The sequence below is a fragment of the Arthrobacter sp. zg-Y750 genome, assembly GCF_020907365.1.
GTDB lineage: Bacteria > Actinomycetota > Actinomycetes > Actinomycetales > Micrococcaceae > Arthrobacter_B.
This window is the reverse complement of the sequence record NZ_JAJJOC010000021.1, coordinates 126,807-151,644: the sequence shown is the minus strand read 5'-3', so window position 1 is coordinate 151,644 and position 24,838 is coordinate 126,807. Positions and strand designations below refer to the sequence as shown.

Genomic DNA, 24,838 nt, shown 5'->3' with positions numbered 1-24,838 from the left:
ACGCGATGGATCCATGGGTCGGAGTCTTCGAAACACAATGCGGACCCCGATGTGCAGGTCTACTGGTACGACGACGACACGGTTGTCCTGCGGCAGAATAAGGCGGTTCATTACGAGGCTCCCTTCATGTTCCTCCTTTTTGGAGAGGAGCGCGTGGTGCTGCTCGACACTGGAGCAACGGCCGACCAACAGTACTTCCCGTTGCGCGCCGTCGTCGACGAACTCATCGAGTTCTGGCTTCACCGTCAATCCGGCGCAGACCCTTCCTACGAACTCCTGATCCTGCATACACATGCACACGGAGACCACGTCGCCGGTGACGCCCAGTTCTCCGGCCGCCCCCGCACAACGCTCGTGCCGGCACACCAGATGGCCGCCTGGCAATACTTTGGGTTCGCTAACGCCCCGGATCAGTCCGGCGAAATTGACCTGGGTGGACGGATACTCACAGTTCTTCCCACGCCGGGTCACGATAGTAGTGCCGTCACGTTCTACGATCCGCGGACCGGGATCCTCTTTACCGGTGACTCGGTGTACCGGGGCCGGCTGTACATCGATGACTGGCCGGTCTTCTCGCAGAGCATTGATCGCCTCATCCGGTTCTGCCATTCGCACCCCGTGACCTACATCGTTGGGTGTCACATTGAAATGACAAGCACGCCGGGTGTCGACTATCCGGTACGCACGACCTACCAGCCTGACGAGCCGCCCCTCGAAATGACAACCAAACATCTGCACATGCTGCGATCTGCCCTGGACGCTGCAGGTCCGGACCCGGTACGGCTAATCTGCGACGATTTCATTCTCTGGCCGACGGGTGCACCTTGCGCGCCGCGATGATGCACCGCCTTACCGGCCCCACACGCCGCAAGCGCACGGACGCTGTGACATAACCCCTGCGGTCTTGATTTAGGGTTCGGACGATCCGGATGCCGCTGCCCGGAGCGGCAATGGCCCGCTCGTACCCGCGTGTGCCAGGTTGGCAGAAGGGTTCCCGGGGCACCGGCCGGGGAAACACGTCGTCGTTCTCGCCTGATTCCCTCATCACCAGCGTGCCAAGCACGCAGGCCAAGGCGCGGCAGCTGCTGGAGAGCCCGTTCCCAGCCTCGCCGTCCGATCCCGTCAGCCGGGTATTGGCTGCCGCTCGTATCGCCCTTAGCTGTTGCTTGGCCAATGAGCAGGAATGTCGAGTTCCGAGGGTAGGCGCGTGCACCCGTCACCGTGGGCAGCATTCAGCTGCGCCTGTGTCAGGTAAAGGCTTTTGGAGAGGTCGGCCCCTTCAAGCCGGGCGTCTCTGAGGTCAGCCCCAAGGAGGTCAGCCCCTGAAAGGTTGCAGCCCCGCATGTCCGCGGCAATGAGATACGCGCCCCGGAGGTCCGCTCCGCACAACGAACGGGACTTCATCGTCTTGCCCATGAGGTCCGCTCCCGGGACAAGCCAGGAATCCAGGTGATCATCACCAGTGGCAAGATATGCGGACCGCACTTCTTCGCTGACGCTCATCAGTATGGACCGAACCCGCTCGTGCGTGCTGCCAAGATCGAGGGATAACGTCTGCTGCACACCGCCCATCGCCTTCTCGATCGCCCTTCTGAGGTCGTTAACCTGGTGAGAGGTGTCCGGGTCAAAGGTCCTGCCGGCGGCTTCTGCCAGGTACCAGAGCATCTCGTGAAGCTGCCGGACAATTTTGAACGTTTGGAACATATCTTTTGATGTAGCCGGCTCCGCTTTCCAACTGGCTCCTTGAAAAAGGTTTTGGGAGACATTCTGGCCGGCGCCGAAGCAATCAAAAACGGTGCATCCGCGGAAGCCCCGCGGGCGCAGACTGTCGTGGATGGTGCAGGAAAAACCGGTATCGAGGTTTTTGCAGGGAGTCCCTGCCGGTTTGTCGATGGCGAAGTCCGAGGTGCGGGAAAACCCCAGGGCCGTGCAGCAGAGCGCGAAGCAGTTACTGCAATCGGGGCGCAAGGACTGCCGGTCGAGGACAGGTGCGGAGGACGCGGTGGAATCGTTCGATGTGAAGGGCATGTGATCTTTTCTCAGTGAGTTCAATGAAGGACCGGGTGCCAGGGGAACTCGTGAAGGAGTTCCCCTCCAGGGCACACAAAATCACCACTCCCAAGGGAAGCGGGCGGAAATTGCTGCATCGACTCTGGATCACAGAGAAAATAGGTATGTCACTACGGCCAAAAGTAGCATCGCGTCCCACCGGTCGGTTAGCCGACAGGCCTGCGGGCGGGCGAAAGGGTTTCTTCCGAAGCCCCACGGCAGGAAAACGGACAACGAATTGTGACCGTAACACCGCCGTCGGAAGCTGTGAAACGCGTGCGGTCGAGATATCCGCACGGAGCGGAGGACTCAGTCGTTAAGGCGTCAGACGCATAAGAGCAACAGCGGCAACGAGGGAGGCCCTGGTGGAACAACCGGCAGACGGTGGGCCGGACAAGACGCTGCTGGGCCGGACCTTTCGGATCAGCCTGACCCTCAAGGGACTGGACGGACTGCTGGAGTTTGTTGGTGGAATATTCCTGCTGCTCGTTACCCCCCGCGAGATCGGGTCCATCGTTCAATTTCTGACCCAGCATGAACTCTCCGAAGACCCGGGAAACCTGATCGCCAACGCGCTGAAGCACTGGGCCGACTCGTTGACCGTCTCCGCGTCACTCTTTGGAGCGGCGTACCTCTTGCTGCATGGCCTGGTGAAAATAGTCCTGGTCTGGGCGGTGCTCAAGGACTACCTCTGGGCCTATCCCTGGATGATCGGGTTCCTGCTGGTTTTCATTGCCTTTCAGGCCTACGAAATCTTTGCCTCGTTCTCATGGGCCCTGGTGCTGCTGACCCTGTTCGATATTTTTGTCGTGGGGCTGACCTGGCACGAATACGGGGCGCGCCGGGCCCAAGCCCGGACATAATTCAGGGGCGAAGCCCTGAGAGGATCACCTGGTGAGCAACAGAAGAAAACAGCGCCGGCCGGATGTGACGACCGTGGAGCTGATCGGCGGCCCCGAGAAACTCGAGATTGCGCTGCACGACTACGACGCCGAGTGGCCGGCGGTGTATTTGACCCACCGTCACCGGATCGAGGCCGCCCTCGCACCAGCCCGCGTCGGCATCGAACACATCGGCTCGACGTCGGTGCCCGGACTGGCGGCGAAACAGATCATCGACATTGTGGTTGCGGTGAAGGACATCACCGCCGAAGAGGACTACCTCGATCAGCTGCTGGCCGCTGGATACCAGCTGCGGGTACGTGAACCGGGGCATCGCCTGGTCCGGACGCCGGCCCGGGACGTGCACGTGCACCTGTATGAGCAGGGTGATCCCGCGGTGGAGGACTACCTCCTGCTGCGCGACCATCTGCGGGCGGATGCGGAGGACCGTGCCCTTTACGAGGCGACCAAAAGAACACTGCTCAACAGGCGGTGGGATGACATGAACGACTACGCCGACGCCAAAACCGACGTCATTTCGGCGATCAAGGCCCGGGCGCGGGCGGCCCGGGCGCTCTAACTGCGGCGCCTGTCTAGCGGAGCCGCTCCAGCAGAAGACGGATCGGTCCCAGATCGATTGCCGCGCTGCCCGCAGCTCGTTCCCCGGCCGCCGGCAGGAGGGCGCTGCGCGCACGGCGGACCGCATCCCGGTGACCCGTTTCCACGGCGGCGAGCCCGGTCAGGAACCAGAACACTTCCAGGAGCAGGTCCCGCGGAGGCCCGGGCAGGACGTCAAGGGCAGCACGGGCTTGGGCCAGCCGGCCGGAGCGGGCCAGCAGCAGCGGACGGACCCATGGTTCATGCGGGCCGAAGTCCCCGTCCGGCAGCTCGGTTCCCGCACGGACGGCAGCAGTAAGTTCCGCCAGGGCAGGCAGGCCGGTCCGGAAGCCCGGCATCTCCTCTCCGTCCGGCGGCCGTGGCCCCTGCAGGAAAGTCCAGCGGAACCAGCCGGTAAACACCGTTGCAAGGCCCCGGTCGAAACGGGCGGCCAGCGCGTCGATCAGGTCAGCCTCCTGCTCAGCCGCCGCAAGGTCATCGAGGGCGCAGAGCGCCTGCATCCGGATCAGCCGTCCCTGGATCTCGAACGTCGGCAACTCGGCCTCCACCGCCAGCGCAACAATCTCGGCGCCGATCGCAGCCCGCTCGGCGGCCAGCCCGGCGGTGGAAAACGTCTGGTGGTACCGGGCGCTCAGCGCGAAACACAGCAGCGCGGGATCGTTCAGCTGCCGGGCAATCTGTTCCGCTTCAACGGCCTCCGCCAGCCGGTCCGCCGTGCCGCGGGATTCCATCGCAATGGTGGCCAGCAGCCGCGCCCGCACCCGGGCAGAGGCCCCGGAGGGCAGGATCCGCAGCGTCCGCAACGCGGCGTCGACGACGGCGGCCGACTGTGCGGGATCGTCAGAACGGGTCCAGCTCCCGGGCACCTCAAAGCCGCCGATCACGCGCGCCGCCAGCTCCGGATCGCCGAACTGCTCGGCGGCGGCAATGGCCGCCAGCCGCTGCTCCGCCGCCAACCGGACAGATCCGGACACCGCCAGCACCGGCAATAGGCCGGCCACACTCTCCAGCTGTGCACGTGTGCCGGTTCCCGAAGCGGCGGCGGCGGTCCGCGCCAGGAGCGAGCCGCCGTCGTCGGGCGCCGCGTCCGCACCGGGCACCGGCCCGGACGCCAGATCCAGCGCCGGATCCTGGCGCAGGATGCGCTGTTCCAACTCGGCCAGCCGGTGCCCGGGGTCCAGGCCCAAATCCTGCCGCAGCGTCGCGCGGGCCCGGGCCAGCAGGGCGAGGGCGTCGGCCTGCCGTGCCGTGCGGTAGAGCGCCAGCGCGAGCAGCCGCCAGCCCTCTTCGCGCCACGGATGCTCGCCGATATGCGCATCCAGCAGGGCAAGCACCTCCTGCGGCCGGTCCAGCTCCAGCCGGGCGTCCGCCAGCTGCTCCACCGTAGTTGCCCGCAATTCCGCGATCCGCGCCCGTTCGGCCATTGCCCACGGACGGGTGCCGAACTCTTCGAAGGCGGTGCCGCGCCACTGCCCCAGCGCCGCGGCCAACACCCGTTCGCGTGCTGCCGGCTCCAGTCCTGCCGCGGCCTCCGCATCCTGTTCAACCCGCCAGAGGTCGACGTCGTCCGCCCCCAGCCGCAGCGAATACCCGCTGCCGACGGTGAGCAGGACCGCCGGGGGAGTGCGGGGCAGGCGGTCCGGCTCCAGGATCCGGCGCAGCTCGCCGATGAAGGTGCGGACGGCTCCCACGGCGCCGGACGGAGCGTCCTCCCACAACTCATCGACCAGCCGCTGGGTGGAAACGGTGCGGCCGCGGGCGGCCGCCAGGATGCCGAGCAGTTCACGGTGCCGGGCTTTGGACAGGCGCAGCGGGGTGCCGGCGAGCTCGGCGCCGATGGGGCCAAGAACGCGGATCCACAGCTTACTCACCAGCTGATTCTAGTAGGCGCGGCCGCGCGCTGATTGGGCGCTGATCGGGGCGGGGGAGTGTGGTTGCAACGCCCGCGCTACGCCACGCACCGACACGACGCACCACACGAAGGAGCACCACCCATGGACCTGCAGCTCACCGGAAAGACCGCGTTCATCAGCGGTTCCACCGAAGGGATCGGCTACGCCGCCGCCAGGACGCTGGCCCGCGAGGGTGTGGGCGTGACGCTCAACGGCCGGGACGCCGCACGGCTGGCCGCCGCGGTTCAAACCCTGCAGCGCGAGGTCCCGGGAGCGGCGGTGGACGGTGTGGCGGCCGACTTCGCCGTGCCCTACGACGTCGAGCGGCTCTGCGCGGAACTGTCCGACGTCGACATCCTCATCAACAATGTCGGCCTCTTCGAACTGAAATCGTTTACGGAGATCACCGCCGACGAGTGGCATCGGTATTTCGAGGTCAACACCCTGAGCGGGGCGCAGCTCGCCCGCCGGCTGATGCCGGCCATGCTGGCCCGCGGCTGGGGCCGGGTGGTCTTCATCAGCAGCGAATCCGGCGTCAACGTGCCGGCCGACATGATCCACTACGGTGCGTCCAAAGCCGCCATGCTCGCCCTGGGCAACGGGCTGGCGAAACTCACCAAAGGCACCGGCGTGACTGTGAACTCGGTCTTGGGCGGGCCCACGTATTCCGACGGCGTGGCCCGCACCGTTCAGGCCCTGGCCGCCTCGACCGGGCAGTCCGAGGAGGCCATGAAGCAGGCGATCATCGGGACGAACTCGACCTCGCTGCTGGAGCGCTTTATCGAGCCCGAAGAGATTGCCGCGATGGTGGCGTTCCTGGCCAGCCCGGTCGCTTCCGCAACAAACGGCGCCGCGGTGCGCGTGGACGGGGGAGTGCTGACCACGGTGGTCTAGTGCGTGCGGCGCGAGTTTCTCCGCCACTCACGAATTAGTGGCAGCCGGATGCCTACTCAAGATTGGGGAGGATCTTGGCAACGAGTGACACAAGCTGGTTCTTCTCGTCTGCCGACAATCCCTCCACCGTCCGGCGCTCCAACTCGGCCCAGATCTCCAGGACGGGTTCCTTAAGAGCCCGTCCGGCGTCAGTGAGGAAAACCAATGTCACCCTGCCGTCCGCGTGGGATTTCTCCCGCCGCACCAGCCCGGCATTCTCCAGGCGCCGGACCGACTTGGCGATCGTGGAATGGTCGAACCGCTGGGTCTGGCCAAGGGCCTTCTGCGATTGACCGTCCTCATCCCACAACTGCATGAGAATTAGCTCCTGGCTGGGGAAGAGCCCGACTGCAGCCAACTTGGAAGCGGCCAGCGCGCGGTGGGACCGCGCGACGCTGAAGATGGCCCAGCTCGCGGGGAAATCGATCGCCGTCGAGAGCTCCGTCTCCGCAGTTCGTTGTGAAGCTTTCATGTCTCACTCTCTGGTGGGTGGTCTCGAGAGAAACAGCTTCACGCCGCATCTCGTGCGCGGCCCGAGCGCATCCACTGTACCAGTGGCACGCTTGGAGGTCCCGGACCGGGCCGACCCGGTCCGGGACCTCCATAGTCGTTACCGGACAGTGGCAGTGTCCAAGGTTGGGTAGTCCGTGTATCCCGCTGCGCCTCCGCCGTAGAAGGTCGTCCGGTCTCCTTCGTTGAAGTCCGCTCCGGTTCGGAGACGTTCCACAACGTCCGGGTTCGCCAGCGCCCATGATCCAATCGGGGCAATGTCGGCCAAACCAGCTTCAACGTCCTTGGCCAGGTCGGCACGTGCTCGTCCGGGCCGCAGCACTAGGAGTGCGTTGGGCCAGATCCTCCGGATGTCCCGGAGCAGCTCTTCGTCTCCGGAGTGCATCAGGTGAACATAGGCGAGGTTGAGCGGAGCAAGCTCCCTGACGAGGTGCCGGTAAAGATCCGCGCTTCCCGGCCCTTCATTCAGCCCTCCGATCTTTGCAGCGGGAGAGATGCGGATGCCGGTTCGTTCCGCCCCGATTTCCTCCACCACTGCTGTGGCCACTTCAAGGGCGAACCGGGCCCGGTTCTCGACAGAGCCCCCGTACTCATCGGTCCGCTCGTTGGCGTTGGGCGCGAAGAACTGGTGGAGCAGGTAACCATTTGCGGCATGGATTTCGACGCCGTCGGCTCCCGCGCGGATTGCCGCTGCAGCGGCGGTTCGGAAGTCCTGCACCGTTGACTGGATCTCGGCAACGGTGAGTGCCCGAGGGGTGGGGGCGTCCTGCATTCCCTTGGCAGTGAACATCGCAAGGCCGGGTGCGATCGCTGAGGGAGCCACGGGGGTGCGGTGGTGCGGAGTGTTGTCCGGGTGGGACATGCGGCCCACATGCATCAGCTGCATGAAGACCGCCCCTCCTGCGCTGTGAACTGCGTCGGTCACGGGCTGCCAGCCCGCTACATGCGCGTCGGTGTAGATGCCGGGAGTATTGATGTACCCCTGCCCGTCATCCGAGGGCTGCACACCTTCGGTGATAATCAGGCCGAGCGAGGCACGCTGGGCGTAGTACTCGGCCGTCAGCTCCCCGGGGGTTCCATCGGCCTGAGCACGGCTCCGGGTCATTGGAGCCATGGCGAGACGGTGGTTGAGGTGGACGTTACCTACGGTGATGGGGTCCCAAAGAGTGGTCATGATTTTTCCTGTTCTTGTTTTGGGTGTTGCATTTTTCTGCTGGTTGCCGCGGTGGCCACGGGGGCTGCCCAGGGGGCCGCCGGGATGGCGAGGGGGACTGGAGGTCAGTACATGTATGCACCGCCGTCCACGTTGAGGATCTGCCCGGTAATGAAGGCCGAGTCCTCCGAGGCGAGGAAGAAAGTTGGCCCGACGAGATCCTCGGGGGTCTCGTCGCGCTTGAGCGCACGGGCATCGCGCTGTGCGTGGAGGATCGATTCGGGGAAGCTGTCGCGGACGGCCTTCGTGACGGTCAGCCCCGGGGTAATGACGTTGACGGTGATGCCGTAACCGCCGATTTCCCGAGCCAGGGACCGGGAAAACCCGACAACTCCCGCCTTGGCAGCCACATAGTGGGCTTGTCCCGCTGTGCCGTCAAACACCGATCCGGAGCCGTAATTGATAATCCGCCCCGAACCCTGCTCTTTCATCAGGGGAAGGAGCGCCTGAGTGACCAGGAAGGTTCCGGTGAGGTTGACGTCGATGATTCTTCGCCATTGAGCGGCGCTCATGTCCTCCACCCGAGCGAAAGGGAAGAATCCAGCGGCATTGATCAGTACATCGACGCGTCCCGTGCTCGTGCGGGTGAACTCGGCCAGACGGGCAACGTCCTCGTCGGTGGAAATATCCCCCGCAATAGTGAACAGTCTTGCGTCGGCATCCCACCGCTCACGCCAAGCCGCCAGGACGTCCTCACTGGCGTCAGCGGCGATGACGGCATCGCCGTTGGCGAGGAACCGTTCAACGAGGACGGATCCGACTCCACCGGCAGCGCCGGTGATAACTACTACTCGATTAGAGTTCATGATTTCTCCTATAAGTTGCCGACCACATTTTGAGTGGTCGATTTGGGTTGGTTACTCCGAATGCATGCCTTGCCGCCGGGGTGCCGGCTCAGCGCCGGCGTCGGCCGCCTCCGATTACTCAGCGCAGCCGTTCGTTCAGAGGGGAATAGTCAGGCCGACGCGAAGGCCAGCTCTTTCCGGAGGACAGGAACGACGTATTCCCCCAGCATGTCGATCTGCTCCAGGGTCGTCTTCAAGGGAACCCCTCCGACTTCGAGGGCGAACAGGATGCGCTGCACATCACCTGTGTAGCTCCGGAAAGACAGGGTCTTCTCAATGACTTGCTGCGGGCTTCCGACGATAGTGGGGGTCTGCGACATGTAGTCGGACAGTGCCGAGCCGCCCGGGAACATCGGCGCATTGTCAAAGTACGGCTGGAACTCACGGACTGCGTCCTGTGAATTCTTGCGGATAAATGCGTGCGCACCGATGCCGACTATCGCCTGGTCTGCCGTGCCGTGTCCGTAGTGTTCAAACCGGCCGCGGTACAGGTCAATCATGCGCGCCGTGTGCTGGGGAGGGCCGAAAATATGGTTCGCGAAGTACCCATCACCGTAGTAGGCGGCCTGCTCGGCGATTTCCGGGCTGCGCACCGAGCCGTGCCAAACAAAGGGGGCTTTGCCGTCCAGGGGCCGAGGTGTGGATTGGAAGTTCTGCAGCGGTGTGCGGAACTTTCCCGCCCATGTGACACGCTCCTCGTCCCACAGGCGGCGCAGCAGTGCATAGTTCTCAACCGCTAGATCGATGCCGTGGCGGGGTTCCTTCCCGAACCAGCCGTAGACGGGGGCGCTGTTGCCGCGCCCGAGCATCAGGTCAAGACGGCCGTCGGACAGGTGCTGGAGCATCGCATAGTCTTCGGCAATTCTTACCGGGTCGTTCGTTGTGATCAGGGTCGTCGACGTCGACAGACGCAGGGTGCTTGTCCTGGCCGCGATGAAACCGAGGAGGGTCGTGGGTGAGGATGCGATGTATGGAGGGATGTGGTGCTCGCCGGTGGCAAACACGTCAAGCCCTGCCTGTTCGGCCCGAAGCGCCAGTTCAACGGTTCCTTTGATCCGTTCCTGTTCAGTAGGTGCCCGGCCCGTTGCCGGGTCAGCACTGCGGTCGCCGACGCTGAAAATGCCTATCTGCATGATCTCTCCCCTCGAAGTAGCTTCATCCCTTTCGCGGCCATGGTCACGGTGGGTGGAGCAGTATGAATTTATGTTGCCAACCACGTAACTGGGTGGAAATGAAATGTATTCCCACCACCTGGATGCTTCGGGCTGGGAATGAACGGACCGGAGGTACCGTTCAACTATGTGCCCGGCAACATAAAATGGCAAGTAGAAGGATTAGCAATGACACAACTAATGGTCGTAACCGCTGGCCTGGGAGATCCCTCCTCGAGCAGGATGCTGGCAGATCAACTGTCGGAGACCGTGGTCCGGATAAGCCCACCGGGCACTTCACTCGAAGTGGACACCGTGGAACTGCGTGATCACGCCCTGGACGTCGCGGGCAATTTCATCACCGGATACCCCGCACCAAAGCTCGCAGCGATCATCGATCGGATCAGCCGGGCTGACGCCCTCATCGTCGTCAGTCCTGTGTTCTCCGGATCCTACAGTGGGCTCTTCAAGTCCTTTTTTGACCTTCTGGATACCGCAGCCCTTGCCCGCAAGCCCGTCCTCCTCGCAGCAACAGGAGGCAGCCCGCGCCACGCACTCATGTTGGAGCATGCCATGCGGCCCCTGTTCATCTACCTGCGCGCCGCCGTCATGCCCACGGCGGTCTACGCGTCGCCTGAAGACTGGGGTGCCGGCTCGGCTACGGAACAATCCCTTGAAACCCGTGTTCAACGAGCCTCCGCCGAACTAATCGCAGCACTTCAAAACATCCCGGAGGGGCCTGCCGCACCAGCCAACACCGCCCCGGACTTCGAAACGCTCCTCCACCCGCCAACCCACCACTAGACCTATATCTTCCAGGGGCGGAGCCTATCTTCCAGGGGCGGAGCCTATCTTCCAGGGGCGGAGCCGCGTTGATCCCGGCCCATAGGTGGCGGGCTGCTGCAGCCCGCGCGCGACAGCATCAAAATGCGGCATTGTGATTGCGGGCTTCAAGACTCATCACCTCGAAGCGGACGTGGTCGCTCTCCTCGGCCGACTTTTGCCGGGCCCGCTCGATCATGGCCGGCGTGCTGTCAACTCCGATGATCTCGAGGTCTGATCGGGAGCGCGCCAACACCGCCGCCGGGTGTCCAGTTCCGCAGGCCAGATCAATCACCTGCCAGCCTGCCAACTTCCCGAACGATGCGCGCTGCACGCACGGCGTCGTTCGGCGCGGTGACAATCTGCAGCAGGATCGGATAGCGGGCGGCCCGGCTGAGGCCGGCGAACGCAGCGGCGGCCGCCGGATCGGCGTCGAGCGCTGCGGCCAAATCGACCGGGACCTCGACGGTTCCGGCCCCGGCGTAGGCCCGGTCCCACCGCCCGTCCGCCTGCGCGCGGCTGATTTCGGCGAAGCCGCGCTCGCGCATCCGCCCGGCGTCGATGAGCCGGCCGACGTGACCGATGTTGCGCTGCGACCACAGCGACCGTGCCCGCCGGGGCGTGAAGTGCTGGCGGTACGTGGTGGCGTCCACGCTTTGCTTGCGGCCGTCAATCCAGCCGCTGCACAGCGCTTCATCCAGGGCCTGGGCGTACGTCAGCGAGGTCGGCACCAGCACGCCCTTCTTGGCGAGGATCAGCCACACCCCGTTGCTGGTGGATTCGTGCTCATCCAGCCAGGCCCGCCAGGCGGCGGCGTCGGCAACCAGGAGCTCGGGTGGTCCGGGTGTGTCAGGCATCGGCGGTGCTCCTCGGGTCGGCGTGGGCGGCGGTGATCCGGGCGGCGAAGCCGGCGAGCGAGTCGCGAAACGCGTCTGGGCCAAGGACGGTGAACGGAGTGTCGAAGCGCAATGCCCAAGAAATCAGCCCCGCCCATGACCACGAACCTACCCGCACGCGGCAGGCAGTGTCGGAGACCTGCTCTAATTCGCCGTCACCCAGCCACGGCGCAATCCCGGTGGCAGGGAGTTCGATGAGCAGCTCCCCGTAGCAAGGCCAGGCGTCGCCGTCGTCGGAGCCCTTCATCCGGGCGGCGAGGAACGTGGCCGCACTGCCGGTGGGGATGGGCCGCGGCGCAAACACCGCCCCTCCCGGGAACTTGGGCGTCATGCGATCCAGCCGGAAGATCCGCCAGTCGGCCTTTTCCAGGTCCCAGCCGATCAGGTACCAGCGGCCCTGCCGGGCGACGACGGCGTGCGGCTCTACGCGCCGCGGCGGCCCGGACTCGTCCCCGCCGTAGTCGAAGCGGAGGATCCGCCGGTCCCGGGCGGCGGTGCTGACCGCTTCGAGGACCTTCGGGTCCACCCGCGCGGAAGAGACGGTGTCGGTGAACCGGATTCCCTCAATGCGGTGCCGCAGCCGCGAGGGCATCACCTGCTTCACCGTGGTCAGCGCCCTGGCCGCGGCGTCGTCGAGCTCCACTCCGCTTGAGGGTGCGCTCTGCAGTGCAACGGCAATGGCCACCGCCTGCTCGTCATCAAAGAGCAGCGGCGGCAGTTCCGAGCCGGCCGCCAGCCGGTAGCCGCCGTCGGGCCCCTTGATGGCGGCGATGGAATAGCCGAGCTCGCGCAGCCGGTCAACGTCGCGGCGGACGGTCCGGGCGGTTACGTCCAGGCGCTCGGCCAGGACCTGCCCCGGCCAGTCCCGGCGGGACTGCAGCAGCGAGAGCAGGGCGAGCATTCGAGACGAGGTTCCGGGCATGGTCCGAGTATGCCCGGAGTAGAGGACACAACCTGTCCGCTACCGGGCTCAGTGTGTTCTCAGAGCCACAAACAGCGGCTCTCGCCGTCACTGAAAAGGACAGATCCCATGAGCATCACCACCACAACCCACCTGAACTTCCGCGGCACCGCTGCTCCTGCGCTTGAGTTCTACCAGTCGGTCTTCGGCGGCAACGTCACTGCCGCCACGTACGGCGACTTCGGAATGCCGAAGGACATGCCGGGGGCGGACAAGATTGTGTTCGGCCAGCTTGAAACCGCGGACGGCTTCCGCCTGATGGCCTACGACATCCCCGGCCAGGACGGTACGGACACCGCCGGGGCCGCCGGCACTACCCGCCGGGAAAACGGCACCACCGTTACCGACCGCACCTTCTTCCAGTCACTGCGCGGGCAGAGCATGGAGGAAGTGGAGAAGCTCTGGGGTGCACTGGCCGACGGCGCGCAGATCATCGAGCCGCTCGCGGCTTCGGCGTGGAGCCCGGGGTTCGGAATGCTCACGGACCGTTTCGGCGTGACCTGGGTGATCGACGTCGAAGCCCCCTACAACGGCTGAGCTGTAAGCACGGTCCCCGGGCGCCGAGGTGTCCGGGGACCTTGTTAGAGTGGCGCGATGAGAACGCGCCCCTACAGCGAAGTCGATGTCTTCTCGGATGAGCCCTACCGGGGCAACGCACTGGCGGTGGTCCATGATGCCGACGGTCTCAGTGCCGAGCAGATGCAGCGCTTCGCCGCCTGGACCAACCTGTCCGAGACAACGTTCCTCCTGCCCCCGAGCAGCCCCGAGGCTGACTACCGGGTGCGGATCTTCACCGGCAAGGAAGAACTGCCGTTCGCTGGCCATCCCACTCTGGGAGCGGCCCGGGCCTGGCTCGACGCCGGCGGGCGCCCCGGAGTGGACGGAACGGTTAGGCAGGAATGCGCCGCGGGACTGATCCCGGTCCGGGCCGACGGGGATTCACTGGCTTTCCAGGCGCCGCCGCTGACCCGCTACGGTCCGGTTGACGAGCCGCTGATCCACCGGCTGGCGGACATCCTGGGGATCCAGCGGGAGAAAATCCTTGCGGCGTCGTGGCTGGTGAACGGTCCGCAGTGGATTGGGGTCCGGCTTGCCTCGGCCCGGGAGGTCCTGGACCTGCAGCCCGATCCGGGGAAAGCGGGCGAGCTGGAAATCGGTGTTGTGGGACCCTACGACGCCGCGGGTGAGGCTGCCTTTGAGGTGCGTGCCTTTGTGGGCGGAGACCCCGTATGGGAAGACCCGGTAACGGGCAGCCTCAACGCGGGCCTGGGGCAGTGGCTCACCGACACGGCTAACGCGGCACCGCCCTACACGGCGTCGCAGGGAACCGTCCTCGGCCGCCGGGGTCGGGTGCATATGAGCCAGCGCGACGGGAAAATCTGGGTAGGCGGCCACGTCACGAGCTGCATCAAGGGAACCGTCCGGCTGTAAATCCGACAGGTCGAGGCACGTCCGGCCGTTCGCCGCAGAAGACTGGTTGCACACCGGTTGCATGCACTGCAAGATACCGGTACCGTGCAGTGCATGACACCTACCGCTGAGTCCATTCTGACTCAACTTCGCAAAGGCACAGTGGACTACTGCGTCCTCGCCTGCCTGCGCTCCGGGCCCGCGTACGGGCTGGAGATCGCGGAGCGTCTCGGAGAGGGTGAAGTGCTGTTCGCCAGCGGGGGCACCCTCTATCCGTTGCTTTCGCGCCTGCGGCAGCAAGGCTGGGTAATCACAACGCTGGAGCCGTCACCGGTTGGGCCGCCCCGCCGCTACTACCACCTCACCGATGCGGGCGAGAGCGCACTGAAGGTCTTTACCCGGACCTGGCACCAGTTCGCCGCAGACGTTACGACCATGATTAAGGAAACCTCATGACCACCACTGAACCGATGCCGGCACTGCTGGAGGCCTACTTCGCCGATCTGGACCGGGCGCTGATCGGCACCGATCCGCGCGAGCACGCAGAGACGGTCCAGGCAATGCGCGAGGATGCCGCCGAGATGCTCAACCGGTACGGAGCATCGGAGGAGACCGCTGAACGCGTCATCGCGGATTTCGGTCCCGTCGAGCAGATTGCCGCGGCCGCCACGCCCGCACCGGCCGCCCCGTCTGATCCCGCACGTTCCTGGGCCGATATCTGGCTCCTCGTGGGCTCCATTATCGGCTTGGTGTACTTCCTCTTCCCGTTGATCTCGGTCGCGATGCTCATCTGGGCAATCGTTCGGCTGAGGCGCCATGTTGGGAGCCGGGCCCTCCAGAAGGGTGCCCTGTGGGTGTCTGGCCTAGCGGTCTTTTGCGCGGCGTTTTTCTTCATCGTCCGCTTTTCCAGCTTCTGGTGATCCCGCGGCGGTTATTTGATCCCGAAGTCGTAGCCGCCCTGACGGTAACCAAACCGGTCCCGCAGGAAGTTTCCGCTGGTGGTCAGGTCCGCCGAAGAGCGGCGGTGCCGGCTGGCGTGCAGCGTGTTGGCCTGCCCGGACAGGAGCTCAAGCTGCTCAACGAGTTCCTGGTTGGGGGTCCGCCCGCTCGCCTGCTTGCTGTCCAGCATGTTGGCCGGGATGGCCAGGTAGCTCCGCAGGACGCTGGGCAGGTAATCGCGCACGGTGGCCGAAAGTTCGTACTCGAACTGGGGGTCGCCCGAAGGCTGCCGCGTTTCGGTCTCGATCACCGAGTCCAGCGTCCGGCATATTTCCAGGACGCTGGCATACGCCTCGGCCGGAAGCCTGTTCCTGTTCTGCTTGGCTACTGAGGATGACCATTTCAGGGCCGGTGACAGTCCCAGTGTTGAAGAGGCTGCCCCAGCCGGGGTGTCGGCGGGCTGCTCGGCTGCGGGGAACGGGGCCATGCCATTGCGTTGCCATGCGCGGACCCGCCGATGCAGCCAGAGGTCGCGAAGGTTGTAGGACCGGATGCCCGACACGGCAATCATCCCAAGAACCACAAAGGTGGTGAGAAGGAAGGACGTGGTGTCCGCGGCGGCGACGGCGGCCAGGACCAGGCCGACATAAAGGGCACCCTCGAGAATCACTTTGATGTTCCTCCTGCGCACGCCGATCATCAGCACCAGCAGCGGCAGGAACGGGAAGAAGAAGAGCGCGACGGCGACCTTGAAGATGTTCCCCAGAGTAAGACGAGACATCATGATCCTCTCGTGAGATGAGTGCCTGCAGGGCTGCCGGCGTCGCCCGGATTCTGCGGGGCGGGGTGGCTGCACTGTTGCCAGGGTCCATTTCAGTCTAGCCGCGAACCTGGCGGCGTGGGCGGGCGCGGGCCTTGTGTTCGCTCCCAGCCTCGCCCCGACCTGTCTCGCCCCGCCCCGCCGGCCGTTTGCTCAGGCCGCCGCGTCCATCGCATCCAGGATCCGCGCCCTGAGTTCGTCCGGCCCCACATGCCGGCGGACCAGGGCCAGGGCCGACGGGTCGGCGCCGCGCAGCAGCCCCAGAAGCAGGTGCTCCACGCCGATGGAGCCGTCCCGGCGCGCCGTCGATTCACGCAGGCTGGACGTCAGGACCGCTTTTGCCGGGGCAGTAAACGGAATATGCCCGCCGCCCAAGCCGAAACGGCGGCGCCGCGGAGCATTGGCGGGGCCGGCAGCGTCCAGGGTGCCCTCGCCAAACTGTGCGTCGACGGCGCGGCGCACCTCCTCCAGGTCGATACCCAGGGACCCGAGCGCTGCGGCGTCGTCGTGCTCCTCACCCTGCCCCTGCAGTTCCGAGCGCAGCTGGGTAGAAGTGAGCCCGTACCCGCCCAGCAGGGCAGCCAGGGGTGGTGCGGATTGTTCCGCCGCCGCAACTATGCCCACCAGCAGATGAGCCGGAAGGATCTGGGTTGCGTCCAGGGAGCGGGCTTCCTCCTGGGCGTTGATGACGCCCTGCCGGGCCTGTTCAGTAAACCGTTCAAACATGGCGCTACTTCGCTTTCCGGTTGTATTTCTGGTGGACGGCCTGCTTGCTGATGCCCAGCTGGTCCGCGATTGCCTGCCAGGACCAGCCCTGTGCGCGGGCGTTGGCCACCTGAACGGCCTCGAGCCGGTCACGCAGCCTGCCGAGGGCGACGACGGCGCGCAGGCCGGTTGCCGGATCGGGGCTTGCCGCCGCAGCGGCCGTTTGTGAATGGTCTTCCATGGCGTCAACTCTGATTGACGGTTTCGGCAGTGTCAAGAGGGATTGACAAACTTTCCCGCGAGCGACGACGGCGCGGGCGGCTGGGGGTCGCGAAACGAGAAGGCAAAAATTACCGTTGTCGCGCTCGAAGAGGCACGATTTACCGTTTTCCGGCTGGAAAACGGTAAATATTGCTTTTTCGTGGGGGCGTCCAGCACCTGCAGGCCCGCCTCGTTCAGCAGCCCGTCATGAACCGGATAAATCCGCTCACTCTCCGCACCCCGGAGATAGCCAATCAGGTCCGGCACCGTCAGCCACGGTGCCTGTCCGGGAGCGAGGAGCACCGGCGCCGGCATGGCGGTGAGGGCGTCCCCGGGGTGCAGCACGGTGTCATTGATCAGGAACCCGATGTTGTTGACGGGCTCCACATCCGGATGGCTGTAGTTGTGCAGCGATCCGACGGCCGCTACGGCCAAGTTCCCAACCGTGGCGGCCTGGCCGTCCTTCAGCACCTCCACATGCTCACGCAGGTGCGGGGCGGCGTCGAGCTTTCCAGCCACCCCGGCGCAGGTGAGGATGCGCAGGTCCGGAGTTTCAGCCAGCGCGGCATCAAAGGAGGCGCGGGTCGAAGTGGTCAAAATGCTCATGCGTGATCAGCACCGCCCGGGCGGTGCGCCACGCCTCCGGCTGCGGGGTCAGGCCGCCCGGGTCGATGGCCACGGTGTCGGAACCCGCCGTGAGCCGGACGCAGGCGTGCCCGTACTTGGTCAGTTCCATGAGAGCCTCCCGGATGCCGCCGTGAATCCTGTGACCGTACTACCACTGCCCGACGGCGGCACCAGGATCTTCACCGCAGTTTCCTTGCGCCGTGGTCCAGCACCAACACATTTCACGCTGGGCCGAATGCCCTGCCGGTGCGGGGGTTACCGCAGGTGCTCTTCGGCCCAGCGTGTGAGTTCGAGAAGAGCCGGGCGCATGGCAGCTCCGTGCCCGGTCAACTCGTACTGCACCCGGACAGGGCCGGCGTCGACGACGGTGCGGGTGACCAGGCCGAGTTCCGCCAGCTCGACCAGCCGTTCATTGAGAATGCGGTCACTAATCCCCGGAATGCCGCGCTTCAAATCGTTGAAGAACACCGGCCCCTGCATGAGGGTGCTGAGCACTACGCCCGTCCAACGCTTTCCCAGCATGGTCATGACGCGGGCCAGGGGCTCACTGAGTACGTCGCAGGCGCTCGCCTGCTCCCCAGGGGAGAACAGATCCGGTGCTGGTGTCCTTGACATTCCCGTCCTCCACGCTTACTTTTTACGAGTAACCAACAATAAGTAGCCAACCTACTTGCCTGCAATCTATTCTGCCTCTTTTTCCCGGAGCATGCAGGCCCCAACGTACTGGCCCCCTCAAGAAGGAAATCCCCATGACAACAGCCGATTTGTCCCTCCGCATCCAGCGCATCGAAGACCGCCAGGAAATCACTGACGTGGTGATCCGTTACGCCATGTCGATTGATGCTGCGGACTGGGAGCGGTACGCGGAACTCTTCACCGATCCTGTCCACATTGACTTTTCCGAAGCGGGCCTTCCAGCCGCAGACTTCGCCCGGGACCAGTTCATCGGTTTTGCCGAAGCTGGCCTGGGCGCCTGGGATGCCCGTCAGCACCTGAGCCCCAACCATATTGTGGAGTTCGACGACCAGGACCCGGACAAAGCGCTCTGCACTTCCTATATGTATGCCCAGCACTACAAGGAAGGGGCTCCCGGCGGGGAGTTCTACCTGATGCGCGGATCGTACGAAAACCACATGGTCCGGACTGCCGAGGGGTGGAAGATCAACCGCCTCAAGCAGCGCATCTTCTGGGTTGAGGGCAACGCGGACGCCGCGCGGGTGATGACCTCTTAGCCGGATCGGTTTCGCCCCAGCAGCCTCGCCCGGAGCAGTTCCGTCAGGTGGCGCACGTACGGGATCTGTGCCGGGTCTATCGGACGAGGTTAGGCCTGATGCTGGAGAACGACGGCGTCGGATTCGCCGACTGGGACCAGGACGCCACCGCAGTGGCCGAACGGTACGCGGAACAGGATCCGGCGGTGGTGGCTGCCGAGCTGGGTGCGGAAGCGGAGTCGACGGCGGCAGCCTTTGCCGCCGTCGGCCCCGGCCAGCTGGCCCGGCGCGGGCTGCGCTCGGACGGCAGTGCCTTTACCGTCGACTCCCTGGCCCGCTATTTCATCCACGACGCACTCCACCACCTCTGGGACGTCCGGCCCCGGAGCTGACGCCCCGGAGCTGACGCCCCGGAGCTGACGCCCCGGGGCCGGACGTCCCGCTACAAGCGCTTACTCGCCGTCGCCCCCGCGGGAGGCGGCGATTTCCAGGACGCGGTCGCGGCAGAGCCGCCAGCCGAGCATCAGCGCAGGGATGATGACCACCAGGGAGGCTATGGTCCAGGTGCCCACAGGTGAATCGAAGGCCATCAGGATCAGCACTGCGAGCAGGAACGCCAGCGTGATCCATCCGGTGACGGGAGCGCCGGGCATCCGGAATGCCGGGCGCTCCAGGTCACCCTTCTTAGCCCGCTTGGTGAGCTCCATCTGGCACAGGACGATCATGGCCCAGGTGCTGATGATGCCCAGCGACGCCACGTTCAGCACAATTTCGAAGGCATCGGCCGGGACCACGGCGTTCAGGATGACGCCGAGCAGGGCCACCACGGCGGTCATGGCGATGCCGCCGTAGGGGACGCCTGCCTTGTTCATCCGCGCCGCGAACTTCGGGGCGGAACCGGCCACGGACATGGAGCGCATGATGCGGCCGGTGGAGTACAGGCCGGCGTTGAGCGAGGACAGCGCCGCGGTCAGGACCACCAGGTTCATGATCGCGTCCACGCCGCCGACGCCGATGGAGCCGAAGAAGGTGACGAACGGGCTTTCCCCGGCGTGGTAGGAGCTGTAAGGCAGCAGCAGCGAGAGCAGGACCAGCGTTCCGACGTAGAACACGGCGATACGGATAACCACCGTGTTGATGGCGCGGGGCATGATCTTTTCCGGGTGTTCCGTCTCGCCGGCGGCGGTGCCGATGAGTTCGATCGAGGCGTAGGCAAACACCACACCCTGCATAACGACGACGGCGGGCAGCAGGCCGTTGGGGAACAGGCCGCCGTTGTCGGAGATGAGGCTGAAGCCAACCTGCTGGCCGTCCACCGGAGTACCGAAGATCACGAAGCAGATGCCCACGATCAGGAAGGCAACCAGGGCCACCACCTTGATCAGGGCGAACCAGAACTCCAGTTCACCGAACACCTTGACGCTGATCAGGTTCAGGCCGAGTACCAGCAGCAGGGCGGCCAGCGCCCAGCTCCACTGCGGCACCTCGGCGATGGGCGCCCAGTATTTCTTGAAGAAGTTCATGTACAGCGCGACGGCGGTGATGTCCACGATCGCCGTCATTGCCCAGTTCAACCAGTACAGCCAGCCCGACACGAAGGCGGCCTTTTCGCCGAAGAACTCGCGGGCGTAGGAGACGAAGGAGCCGGTGGTGGGCCGGTGCATGACCAGTTCGCCCAGGGCCCGCAGGATCATGAAGGCGAAGAAACCGCAGACGGCGTAGCTGATGACCAGTGACGGCCCTGCCGTGGCCAGGCGCCCGCCGGCACCCATGAACAGGCCGGTGCCGATGGCGCCGCCAATGGCGATCATCTGCACCTGGCGGGGTTTGAGGCCCTTCTGGTACCCCGCATCCTCGTGCTCGATGCTGGTTTCGGCCGTGCGGTCGGGAGCCTTTTGCTCCGGGCTGGCCGCTTGCTGTGTCATCGGTCGTTGTCCTTTTGTCTATGTGATCCGGCCGGGTTGCCGCCGGAGTTAAAAGCCGCAGCGGCAGGCGTTGAAGGGCGTTGGCATGCGCTTACTTGTGCCCTCTGGTTGTTCGGGGCACTAACAAATGCACCCGTAGACTATGGCACCGGTCACAGCCCAGCGTCAAAACGGAAGCATGGTGACTATTTGCCGCAGCGGCGTTTACGGGCGCCCCCAGCCGTCCAGGGCGGTGGTGATGCTCTCCACCAGGCGGTTGAAGCTGCGTTCGAGGCTGTTGGGCAGCTCAAAACTGCGCATGGTTTCGAGGGAAACGAAACCGTGGAGCGCCGCCCGCAGGAACCGGATTCCGTCAACGGCATCCTCCCCAGTCAGCTGGTAGCCCGCCAGGACACTGTTCATGACCTCCAGGAAAGCGGCTGCGACCTCAGCTTCCTCCGGGTCCTCGCCGGCCACGGGCAGCATTGTCAGGGGGTACTGGCCGCGGTGCTGCAGCGCCCATCCGCGGTACGCGACCGCAATGCCGATGATCGCCTCGTCCCTTGACCGGCCGATGGCTGCCTGGGTGATGGCGCGTGTCAGTGAACGCTTCGCCAGGAGGATAACGCCGCGCTGGAGGCCGGCCACGCCGTCGACGTGTTTGTACAGCGAGGGCACCCGGACGCCGAAGCTTTCCGCAACCGCTGCGAGGTTCAGGCCCTCGCTGTGCGGCTCGTCCAGCATCTGTGCCGCGCGTTCGACGACGGCGGCCGTACTGAGCCCGGCCCTAGGCATGATCGGGTTCCCCGAAGATGCCGGCAAGGAACGGCAGCATCAGGTCCAGAACCTCATTGGGCGTTTGCGCATGGGGGTAGTGGCCCGCTCCCTCGATGACCTCGAGCCGGCCGAGGCCCGCGGGGAGGTCGGCGATGATGCGTTCGCCCTCGGCGCGGGGGTCCGCCCAGTCCGGGTCTGCGGAGCCCTGGATGATGAGGACGGGGGAGGCGACATCGGCGAGGCGGGCACCGGCGTCGACGGGCGTGGTCTTCATCATGGCCTGCAGGACCTTCATATGCCCCGGGTCCTGCATGGTTGCGGCGATCCGTGACCGTTCGGAAGCCCAGTCGGCGGGCTTCACGGGGATTGCGGTGTCGAGGTACTTCAGCCAGTTCGCCACGTTCCCGCGGAGCATGGTGAGCATCAGCTGGACCGAGGCGGCGCGGTAGGGCTGGACGCGGAGCATGCCGGCCAGGTCCATGGACTGTTTCCGAGTGAACGGGGCAAGCTCAACGACGCCGGCAATCAGGTCCGGGGCATCGGCGGCCGCGATGGTGCCGGCGCCGCCGCTGATGGACTGTCCCACGAGAACCGCCGGCCCGCCGAGGTGTTTCACCAGCGCCACGAGGTCCCCGGCGATGTCCGTTCGGCTGTAGCCGGGCCAGTCGGTGCTGGACTCGCCGCAGCCGCGGATATCCAGGTTGGCAACCCGGTAGCCGGCGGCGACCAGCGCCGGCATAACGAAGCGGTAGGAGCGGCGGCTGTCGCCCATGCCGTGGGCGAGGACCACAAGCGGGCCGTCCCCCTGCAGGTCGTAGGCGAGGCGGTGTGATCCAATGCTCATGTACTCGGTCATGATGTGCCCTCCGGCTAGGTGTGTACGGCAAAGCTAACATCCTTAGCTACAAAGCACAATTGGTTAGCCGTTCAGCAAACGTCACCTGTTGCGGCCGGGCCGTGGTCAGGCCGGTGACGCAGTGGCTGCCCCCAGGTGCAGGGAGTCCGCCTGTGCCGCCGTCGACGCCGCACCGGACTTGCGCCGATCACGTGCCGCATGCAGGCCCAGGGCGCTGCCCGCTGCAAGAACCCAGCACAGAAGAATGATGACCGGCTCCAGCGAGCCGCGCCCGTCAAAGTAGCTCGTGTCGGTGATGGCACGGAACGCGGCACCCGGCGGTAAGCCGGCGCCGATGCGGGCGATCGCGGCCGGCATCAGGAAGGCGCTGACGGTGGCGCCGCCGGCGGCGTTGCCCAGCGTGGTGAACAGGAGGGTGGAGATGATGTTGCCGAAGGGGCCCAGCAGGCTGGCGAAAGCCAGGGAGGAGAATGAGACCCCGATGCCCAGCAGCGTCAGTATCGGGATCACCGCCACCGCAGGGGAGGGGACGGCCCCGTATACCGGCCCGGCGAGGATGGCGGCTGCTGCGGCAATCGCCACCGCGCCGGCCACGAGGGTTAGGACCCGCCAGCGGAGCCGGACGAGGGCGGCAACCGAGTACATGATCTGCGCCAGGATGAATGAGGCGAGGGTGACACCGAAGACGAGATAGAAGCCGGACAGTCCCTGCAGGTCCTGCCGGGCGAGCGGTACGGCGTCCGTGGTGGACACGATCGGCAAATGTGCCGCTTCAGCCACCCCTGCGGCCATGGCGCTTGCCGCCCCCACCGCACTGCGCCCGTTAGCCCCGGCCGTGATCAGATCCAAACCCGCCGCATCGGAACGGGGTATCAGCGCCGCAACGGCCTGATGCTCTTGGAGCAGCTGCCGGGCCGCCGCCTCGTCAGGAGCCGGAACCACGGCCGCGCTCGCGCCCAAGGCACGGGAGGTGCCGTCGACCAGATCCGTGCCCACCACCGCCAGGGGCAGATGATGCGGCTGCGGGTCCCGCTGCAGCCCCACATATAGGCCGACAAAAGCGGCGGCAACTAGGGCCGTGACGATGATCTGGCTCCCCAGCATGGCCACCAGGCGGGCTCCGGTTGGTCCCGGCGATGGCGTGGCCGGCTTGGATAAGCTCATGATGTCCCCTTTAGGTTGTAATCAACTGATTACTTAACAAGTAATCGAATGATAACCTCAATGCATGGATAAGCAAGCCCCCCGCCAGACTGTTCCCCGTTTGTCCGCGGCAGAGCGGCGCCAGGAGACCCTGGGTGCGGCAGCCGAGGTCTTCGCGCAACACGGCTACCACGGTGCGACGACCGACCGGATCGCCCGTGAAGCGGGCATCAGCCAGGCCTACGTGGTGCGGATGTTCGGGACCAAGGAACAGCTTTTCCTCGCGGTTATCGGCCAGTCCCTGGATTTCATCCTGGACGAATTCCGCAAGGCCCTGCCCGGGGATGAGTCGTCAAGGTCGGAGCGCCTGGGTGCCGCGTACATCCGGCTGGCTGAGCAGCGCGGCGTCCATCTTCCCCTGATGCATGCCTTTGCGATGGGCTCGGATCCCGTGATCGGGGCCGCAGCACGTGCGGGTTTTGTTCGGTTGCTGAAATTCCTGCTGGAGGAAGCGGAGCTGGCCCCCGATGAGGCCGACGGCTTCATTGCCCGCGGCATGCTCGTCAATACCCTGATGGGCCTGCGGATGGAGATGGACCCGGACCCCGCAGGCAATCAGCTGGCCGAGCGGGTGCTGAAGAAACCCCGCCCGGCCACGCATGCACGATGATGCGCCGGTAATACTAGAACGGGGCGGCACCGGACCTGTCGATGAACGTGCCGGTGGGACCGGAGCCGCCGCGGGTGGCCAGCTCCACGATGGCGTCCGTTCCCTCGCGTACCGTCTGGGTGCCCTGCCGCCGGTTGAAATCAGTGGCGGTGTAGCCCGGGTCCGCCGCATTAATGCGCAGCTCCGGGAAGGCCTTGGCATACTGCACGGTCAGCATGGTCACCGCGGACTTCGAGGAGGTGTACAGCGGCATCACCACGGTGGACTCGACACGCTCCGGGTCGTGCGCAAAGCCGAAGGAACCCACTCCGCTGGTGACGTTCACAACCGTTCCCGCGGCGGACTTCCGCAGGAGCGGCAGGAAAGCGTGCATCATGCGGACAATGCCCACCACATTGGTGCCGTACACCGCCTCTGCATCGGCGGCCGTCAGTTCCTCCGCCTTGGCGAAGGGTCCGGGAATGCCCGCGTTGTTGACCAGGATGTCCAAGCCGCCGGCAGCTGCCACCGTCTTGGCGGCGGCCTCCACGGAGGAATCACTGGTGACATCGAGCTGGACGAACATGCCGCCGAGTGCCTCGGCCGCTTCCCGCCCGCGGACTTCATCGCGCGCCCCCATCCAGACGGTATGCCCCGCTTCGAGGAGACGGCGTGCTGTTTCATAACCCAGGCCCTTGTTGGTGCCGGTAATCAGTGTTGTTGTCATGGCCTTAGTCTTGATCCGCTGCGGACTGATGTCGTGGC

The 24,838-nt window shown here is 65.4% G+C and carries 32 protein-coding genes; 12 read left to right on the top strand and 20 right to left on the bottom strand.

The window, feature by feature from the left end:
- Positions 1-51: 51 nt before the first annotated feature.
- The gene (locus tag LOC57_RS13845; protein WP_229960434.1) at positions 52-840 is read left to right on the top strand and encodes an MBL fold metallo-hydrolase; all 789 of its coding nucleotides are present in this window, start codon (positions 52-54) and stop codon (positions 838-840) included.
- Between the two features lie 315 nt (positions 841-1,155).
- Here LOC57_RS13845 and LOC57_RS13840 read toward each other — a convergent pair whose 3' ends face one another.
- Positions 1,156-2,028, bottom strand: coding sequence for a pentapeptide repeat-containing protein (locus LOC57_RS13840; protein ID WP_229960432.1), 873 nt, complete (start codon positions 2,026-2,028; stop codon positions 1,156-1,158).
- 386 nt (positions 2,029-2,414) lie between these two features.
- On the opposite strand from LOC57_RS13840, the gene LOC57_RS13835 reads away from it, so the two are divergent.
- Complete coding sequence (locus tag LOC57_RS13835) at positions 2,415-2,912, top strand: DUF2127 domain-containing protein (protein ID WP_227913016.1); 498 nt, start codon at positions 2,415-2,417, stop codon at positions 2,910-2,912.
- Between the two features lie 31 nt (positions 2,913-2,943).
- Positions 2,944-3,510, top strand: coding sequence for a GrpB family protein (locus LOC57_RS13830; protein ID WP_227913017.1), 567 nt, complete (start codon positions 2,944-2,946; stop codon positions 3,508-3,510).
- A gap of 13 nt (positions 3,511-3,523) precedes the next feature.
- On the opposite strand, the gene LOC57_RS13825 is transcribed toward LOC57_RS13830, so the two are convergent.
- Positions 3,524-5,419, bottom strand: a complete 1,896-nt coding sequence (locus tag LOC57_RS13825; RefSeq protein ID WP_227913018.1) for an AfsR/SARP family transcriptional regulator — start codon at positions 5,417-5,419, stop codon at positions 3,524-3,526.
- Between the two features lie 123 nt (positions 5,420-5,542).
- Between LOC57_RS13825 and LOC57_RS13820 the strand changes: the two genes are divergently transcribed.
- Entirely contained in the window at positions 5,543-6,334 is a 792-nt protein-coding gene (locus LOC57_RS13820) for an SDR family NAD(P)-dependent oxidoreductase (RefSeq protein ID WP_229960431.1), read from the top strand.
- Positions 6,335-6,386: 52 nt separating this feature from the next.
- Here the strand turns inward: LOC57_RS13820 and LOC57_RS13815 are convergent, their stop codons facing one another.
- From LOC57_RS13815 to LOC57_RS13800, 4 genes are all read right to left on the bottom strand, one after another.
- Positions 6,387-6,845, bottom strand: a complete 459-nt coding sequence (locus tag LOC57_RS13815) for a MarR family winged helix-turn-helix transcriptional regulator (protein WP_227913026.1) — start codon at positions 6,843-6,845, stop codon at positions 6,387-6,389.
- 138 nt (positions 6,846-6,983) lie between these two features.
- Entirely contained in the window at positions 6,984-8,057 is a 1,074-nt protein-coding gene (locus tag LOC57_RS13810; protein ID WP_227927182.1) for an alkene reductase, read from the bottom strand.
- Positions 8,058-8,161: 104 nt separating this feature from the next.
- Entirely contained in the window at positions 8,162-8,902 is a 741-nt protein-coding gene (locus LOC57_RS13805) for an SDR family NAD(P)-dependent oxidoreductase (protein ID WP_229960429.1), read from the bottom strand.
- A gap of 149 nt (positions 8,903-9,051) precedes the next feature.
- Positions 9,052-10,074, bottom strand: coding sequence for a CE1758 family FMN-dependent luciferase-like monooxygenase (locus LOC57_RS13800; RefSeq protein ID WP_229960427.1), 1,023 nt, complete (start codon positions 10,072-10,074; stop codon positions 9,052-9,054).
- Positions 10,075-10,281: 207 nt separating this feature from the next.
- On the opposite strand from LOC57_RS13800, the gene LOC57_RS13795 reads away from it, so the two are divergent.
- On the top strand, positions 10,282-10,896 hold the full coding sequence (locus LOC57_RS13795; protein ID WP_229960425.1) for an FMN reductase: 615 nt from the start codon (positions 10,282-10,284) through the stop codon (positions 10,894-10,896).
- A gap of 118 nt (positions 10,897-11,014) precedes the next feature.
- On the opposite strand, the gene LOC57_RS13790 is transcribed toward LOC57_RS13795, so the two are convergent.
- From LOC57_RS13790 to LOC57_RS13780, 3 genes are read right to left on the bottom strand one after another with little or no spacing between them, the layout of a single operon-like run.
- On the bottom strand, positions 11,015-11,209 hold the full coding sequence (locus LOC57_RS13790; protein WP_227913031.1) for a class I SAM-dependent methyltransferase: 195 nt from the start codon (positions 11,207-11,209) through the stop codon (positions 11,015-11,017).
- A complete protein-coding gene (locus tag LOC57_RS13785) occupies positions 11,202-11,771 on the bottom strand; it encodes a YdeI/OmpD-associated family protein (protein WP_229960423.1) in 570 nt (189 codons plus the stop codon). The genes LOC57_RS13790 and LOC57_RS13785 overlap by 8 nt, the downstream gene beginning before the upstream one ends.
- The gene (locus tag LOC57_RS13780) at positions 11,764-12,732 is read right to left on the bottom strand and encodes a helix-turn-helix transcriptional regulator (RefSeq protein ID WP_229960421.1); all 969 of its coding nucleotides are present in this window, start codon (positions 12,730-12,732) and stop codon (positions 11,764-11,766) included. The genes LOC57_RS13785 and LOC57_RS13780 overlap by 8 nt, the downstream gene beginning before the upstream one ends.
- Before the next feature lie 108 nt (positions 12,733-12,840).
- Between LOC57_RS13780 and LOC57_RS13775 the strand changes: the two genes are divergently transcribed.
- From LOC57_RS13775 to LOC57_RS13760, 4 genes are all read left to right on the top strand, one after another.
- Positions 12,841-13,308 (top strand): VOC family protein, encoded by a 468-nt coding sequence (locus LOC57_RS13775; protein ID WP_227913034.1) that lies wholly within the window; start codon positions 12,841-12,843, stop codon positions 13,306-13,308.
- Positions 13,309-13,365: 57 nt separating this feature from the next.
- Positions 13,366-14,202 (top strand): PhzF family phenazine biosynthesis protein, encoded by an 837-nt coding sequence (locus LOC57_RS13770; RefSeq protein ID WP_229960419.1) that lies wholly within the window; start codon positions 13,366-13,368, stop codon positions 14,200-14,202.
- Positions 14,203-14,295: 93 nt separating this feature from the next.
- The gene (locus LOC57_RS13765; RefSeq protein ID WP_227927174.1) at positions 14,296-14,637 is read left to right on the top strand and encodes a PadR family transcriptional regulator; all 342 of its coding nucleotides are present in this window, start codon (positions 14,296-14,298) and stop codon (positions 14,635-14,637) included.
- Positions 14,634-15,101: an HAAS signaling domain-containing protein gene (locus LOC57_RS13760; protein ID WP_229960417.1), complete on the top strand. Its 468-nt coding sequence runs from the start codon at positions 14,634-14,636 to the stop codon at positions 15,099-15,101. The genes LOC57_RS13765 and LOC57_RS13760 overlap by 4 nt, the downstream gene beginning before the upstream one ends.
- Before the next feature lie 11 nt (positions 15,102-15,112).
- Here the strand turns inward: LOC57_RS13760 and LOC57_RS13755 are convergent, their stop codons facing one another.
- The 6 genes from LOC57_RS13755 to LOC57_RS13735 all read right to left on the bottom strand — a co-directional run bounded on the left by LOC57_RS13755 (position 15,113) and on the right by LOC57_RS13735 (position 18,148).
- On the bottom strand, positions 15,113-15,901 hold the full coding sequence (locus tag LOC57_RS13755; RefSeq protein WP_227913038.1) for a hypothetical protein: 789 nt from the start codon (positions 15,899-15,901) through the stop codon (positions 15,113-15,115).
- Between the two features lie 192 nt (positions 15,902-16,093).
- Complete coding sequence (locus LOC57_RS13750) at positions 16,094-16,666, bottom strand: Clp protease N-terminal domain-containing protein (protein ID WP_229960415.1); 573 nt, start codon at positions 16,664-16,666, stop codon at positions 16,094-16,096.
- A 4-nt stretch (positions 16,667-16,670) separates the two neighbouring features.
- Positions 16,671-16,886 carry a helix-turn-helix domain-containing protein gene (locus tag LOC57_RS13745; protein WP_227913337.1) on the bottom strand — a complete coding sequence of 72 codons (216 nt, stop codon included), beginning with the start codon at positions 16,884-16,886 and terminating at the stop codon, positions 16,671-16,673.
- A 32-nt stretch (positions 16,887-16,918) separates the two neighbouring features.
- Entirely contained in the window at positions 16,919-17,512 is a 594-nt protein-coding gene (locus LOC57_RS13740; RefSeq protein ID WP_269440292.1) for an MBL fold metallo-hydrolase, read from the bottom strand.
- A complete protein-coding gene (locus LOC57_RS16455; protein ID WP_227913040.1) occupies positions 17,475-17,642 on the bottom strand; it encodes an MBL fold metallo-hydrolase in 168 nt (55 codons plus the stop codon). The genes LOC57_RS13740 and LOC57_RS16455 overlap by 38 nt, the downstream gene beginning before the upstream one ends.
- A 146-nt stretch (positions 17,643-17,788) precedes the next feature.
- Complete coding sequence (locus LOC57_RS13735; RefSeq protein ID WP_227913041.1) at positions 17,789-18,148, bottom strand: winged helix-turn-helix transcriptional regulator; 360 nt, start codon at positions 18,146-18,148, stop codon at positions 17,789-17,791.
- Between the two features lie 134 nt (positions 18,149-18,282).
- Here LOC57_RS13735 and LOC57_RS13730 point away from each other — a divergent pair, with 134 nt between their 5' ends.
- Entirely contained in the window at positions 18,283-18,765 is a 483-nt protein-coding gene (locus tag LOC57_RS13730; RefSeq protein WP_229960413.1) for a nuclear transport factor 2 family protein, read from the top strand.
- Positions 18,766-18,863: 98 nt separating this feature from the next.
- Complete coding sequence (locus tag LOC57_RS13725; RefSeq protein WP_229960411.1) at positions 18,864-19,136, top strand: maleylpyruvate isomerase N-terminal domain-containing protein; 273 nt, start codon at positions 18,864-18,866, stop codon at positions 19,134-19,136.
- A 60-nt stretch (positions 19,137-19,196) separates the two neighbouring features.
- Here LOC57_RS13725 and LOC57_RS13720 read toward each other — a convergent pair whose 3' ends face one another.
- From LOC57_RS13720 to LOC57_RS13705, 4 genes are all read right to left on the bottom strand, one after another.
- Positions 19,197-20,669 carry an amino acid permease gene (locus LOC57_RS13720; RefSeq protein WP_227927168.1) on the bottom strand — a complete coding sequence of 491 codons (1,473 nt, stop codon included), beginning with the start codon at positions 20,667-20,669 and terminating at the stop codon, positions 19,197-19,199.
- 204 nt (positions 20,670-20,873) lie between these two features.
- Positions 20,874-21,443 carry a TetR/AcrR family transcriptional regulator gene (locus tag LOC57_RS13715; RefSeq protein WP_229960409.1) on the bottom strand — a complete coding sequence of 190 codons (570 nt, stop codon included), beginning with the start codon at positions 21,441-21,443 and terminating at the stop codon, positions 20,874-20,876.
- Positions 21,436-22,281 carry an alpha/beta fold hydrolase gene (locus tag LOC57_RS13710; RefSeq protein ID WP_227913046.1) on the bottom strand — a complete coding sequence of 282 codons (846 nt, stop codon included), beginning with the start codon at positions 22,279-22,281 and terminating at the stop codon, positions 21,436-21,438. Before LOC57_RS13710 ends, LOC57_RS13715 begins: the two co-directional genes overlap by 8 nt.
- A 105-nt stretch (positions 22,282-22,386) precedes the next feature.
- Positions 22,387-23,445, bottom strand: a complete 1,059-nt coding sequence (locus LOC57_RS13705; protein WP_229960407.1) for a hypothetical protein — start codon at positions 23,443-23,445, stop codon at positions 22,387-22,389.
- A 64-nt stretch (positions 23,446-23,509) separates the two neighbouring features.
- Here LOC57_RS13705 and LOC57_RS13700 point away from each other — a divergent pair, with 64 nt between their 5' ends.
- Positions 23,510-24,094: a TetR/AcrR family transcriptional regulator gene (locus tag LOC57_RS13700; RefSeq protein WP_229960405.1), complete on the top strand. Its 585-nt coding sequence runs from the start codon at positions 23,510-23,512 to the stop codon at positions 24,092-24,094.
- A 13-nt stretch (positions 24,095-24,107) separates the two neighbouring features.
- On the opposite strand, the gene LOC57_RS13695 is transcribed toward LOC57_RS13700, so the two are convergent.
- Positions 24,108-24,800 (bottom strand): SDR family NAD(P)-dependent oxidoreductase, encoded by a 693-nt coding sequence (locus LOC57_RS13695; protein ID WP_229960403.1) that lies wholly within the window; start codon positions 24,798-24,800, stop codon positions 24,108-24,110.
- Positions 24,801-24,838 lie beyond the last annotated feature (38 nt).

Excerpts from the sequence above, each read along its gene's own strand:
- LOC57_RS13840 (WP_229960432.1), bottom strand. The coding sequence starts at position 2,028 with ATGCCCTTCACATCGAACGATTCCACCGCGTCCTCCGCACCTGTCCTC.
- LOC57_RS13820 (WP_229960431.1), top strand. The coding sequence starts at position 5,543 with ATGGACCTGCAGCTCACCGGAAAGACCGCGTTCATCAGCGGTTCCACC.
- LOC57_RS13815 (WP_227913026.1), bottom strand. The coding sequence starts at position 6,845 with ATGAAAGCTTCACAACGAACTGCGGAGACGGAGCTCTCGACGGCGATC.
- LOC57_RS13810 (WP_227927182.1), bottom strand. The coding sequence starts at position 8,057 with ATGACCACTCTTTGGGACCCCATCACCGTAGGTAACGTCCACCTCAAC.
- LOC57_RS13805 (WP_229960429.1), bottom strand. The coding sequence starts at position 8,902 with ATGAACTCTAATCGAGTAGTAGTTATCACCGGCGCTGCCGGTGGAGTC.
- LOC57_RS13800 (WP_229960427.1), bottom strand. The coding sequence starts at position 10,074 with ATGCAGATAGGCATTTTCAGCGTCGGCGACCGCAGTGCTGACCCGGCA.
- LOC57_RS13795 (WP_229960425.1), top strand. The coding sequence starts at position 10,282 with ATGACACAACTAATGGTCGTAACCGCTGGCCTGGGAGATCCCTCCTCG.
- LOC57_RS13785 (WP_229960423.1), bottom strand. The coding sequence starts at position 11,771 with ATGCCTGACACACCCGGACCACCCGAGCTCCTGGTTGCCGACGCCGCC.
- LOC57_RS13780 (WP_229960421.1), bottom strand. The coding sequence starts at position 12,732 with ATGCCCGGAACCTCGTCTCGAATGCTCGCCCTGCTCTCGCTGCTGCAG.
- LOC57_RS13775 (WP_227913034.1), top strand. The coding sequence starts at position 12,841 with ATGAGCATCACCACCACAACCCACCTGAACTTCCGCGGCACCGCTGCT.
- LOC57_RS13770 (WP_229960419.1), top strand. The coding sequence starts at position 13,366 with ATGAGAACGCGCCCCTACAGCGAAGTCGATGTCTTCTCGGATGAGCCC.
- LOC57_RS13765 (WP_227927174.1), top strand. The coding sequence starts at position 14,296 with ATGACACCTACCGCTGAGTCCATTCTGACTCAACTTCGCAAAGGCACA.
- LOC57_RS13760 (WP_229960417.1), top strand. The coding sequence starts at position 14,634 with ATGACCACCACTGAACCGATGCCGGCACTGCTGGAGGCCTACTTCGCC.
- LOC57_RS13755 (WP_227913038.1), bottom strand. The coding sequence starts at position 15,901 with ATGTCTCGTCTTACTCTGGGGAACATCTTCAAGGTCGCCGTCGCGCTC.
- LOC57_RS13750 (WP_229960415.1), bottom strand. The coding sequence starts at position 16,666 with ATGTTTGAACGGTTTACTGAACAGGCCCGGCAGGGCGTCATCAACGCC.
- LOC57_RS13745 (WP_227913337.1), bottom strand. The coding sequence starts at position 16,886 with ATGGAAGACCATTCACAAACGGCCGCTGCGGCGGCAAGCCCCGATCCG.
- LOC57_RS13740 (WP_269440292.1), bottom strand. The coding sequence starts at position 17,512 with ATGAGCATTTTGACCACTTCGACCCGCGCCTCCTTTGATGCCGCGCTG.
- LOC57_RS16455 (WP_227913040.1), bottom strand. The coding sequence starts at position 17,642 with ATGGAACTGACCAAGTACGGGCACGCCTGCGTCCGGCTCACGGCGGGT.
- LOC57_RS13735 (WP_227913041.1), bottom strand. The coding sequence starts at position 18,148 with ATGTCAAGGACACCAGCACCGGATCTGTTCTCCCCTGGGGAGCAGGCG.
- LOC57_RS13730 (WP_229960413.1), top strand. The coding sequence starts at position 18,283 with ATGACAACAGCCGATTTGTCCCTCCGCATCCAGCGCATCGAAGACCGC.
- LOC57_RS13725 (WP_229960411.1), top strand. The coding sequence starts at position 18,864 with ATGCTGGAGAACGACGGCGTCGGATTCGCCGACTGGGACCAGGACGCC.
- LOC57_RS13720 (WP_227927168.1), bottom strand. The coding sequence starts at position 20,669 with ATGACACAGCAAGCGGCCAGCCCGGAGCAAAAGGCTCCCGACCGCACG.
- LOC57_RS13715 (WP_229960409.1), bottom strand. The coding sequence starts at position 21,443 with ATGCCTAGGGCCGGGCTCAGTACGGCCGCCGTCGTCGAACGCGCGGCA.
- LOC57_RS13710 (WP_227913046.1), bottom strand. The coding sequence starts at position 22,281 with ATGACCGAGTACATGAGCATTGGATCACACCGCCTCGCCTACGACCTG.
- LOC57_RS13705 (WP_229960407.1), bottom strand. The coding sequence starts at position 23,445 with ATGAGCTTATCCAAGCCGGCCACGCCATCGCCGGGACCAACCGGAGCC.
- LOC57_RS13700 (WP_229960405.1), top strand. The coding sequence starts at position 23,510 with ATGGATAAGCAAGCCCCCCGCCAGACTGTTCCCCGTTTGTCCGCGGCA.
- LOC57_RS13695 (WP_229960403.1), bottom strand. The coding sequence starts at position 24,800 with ATGACAACAACACTGATTACCGGCACCAACAAGGGCCTGGGTTATGAA.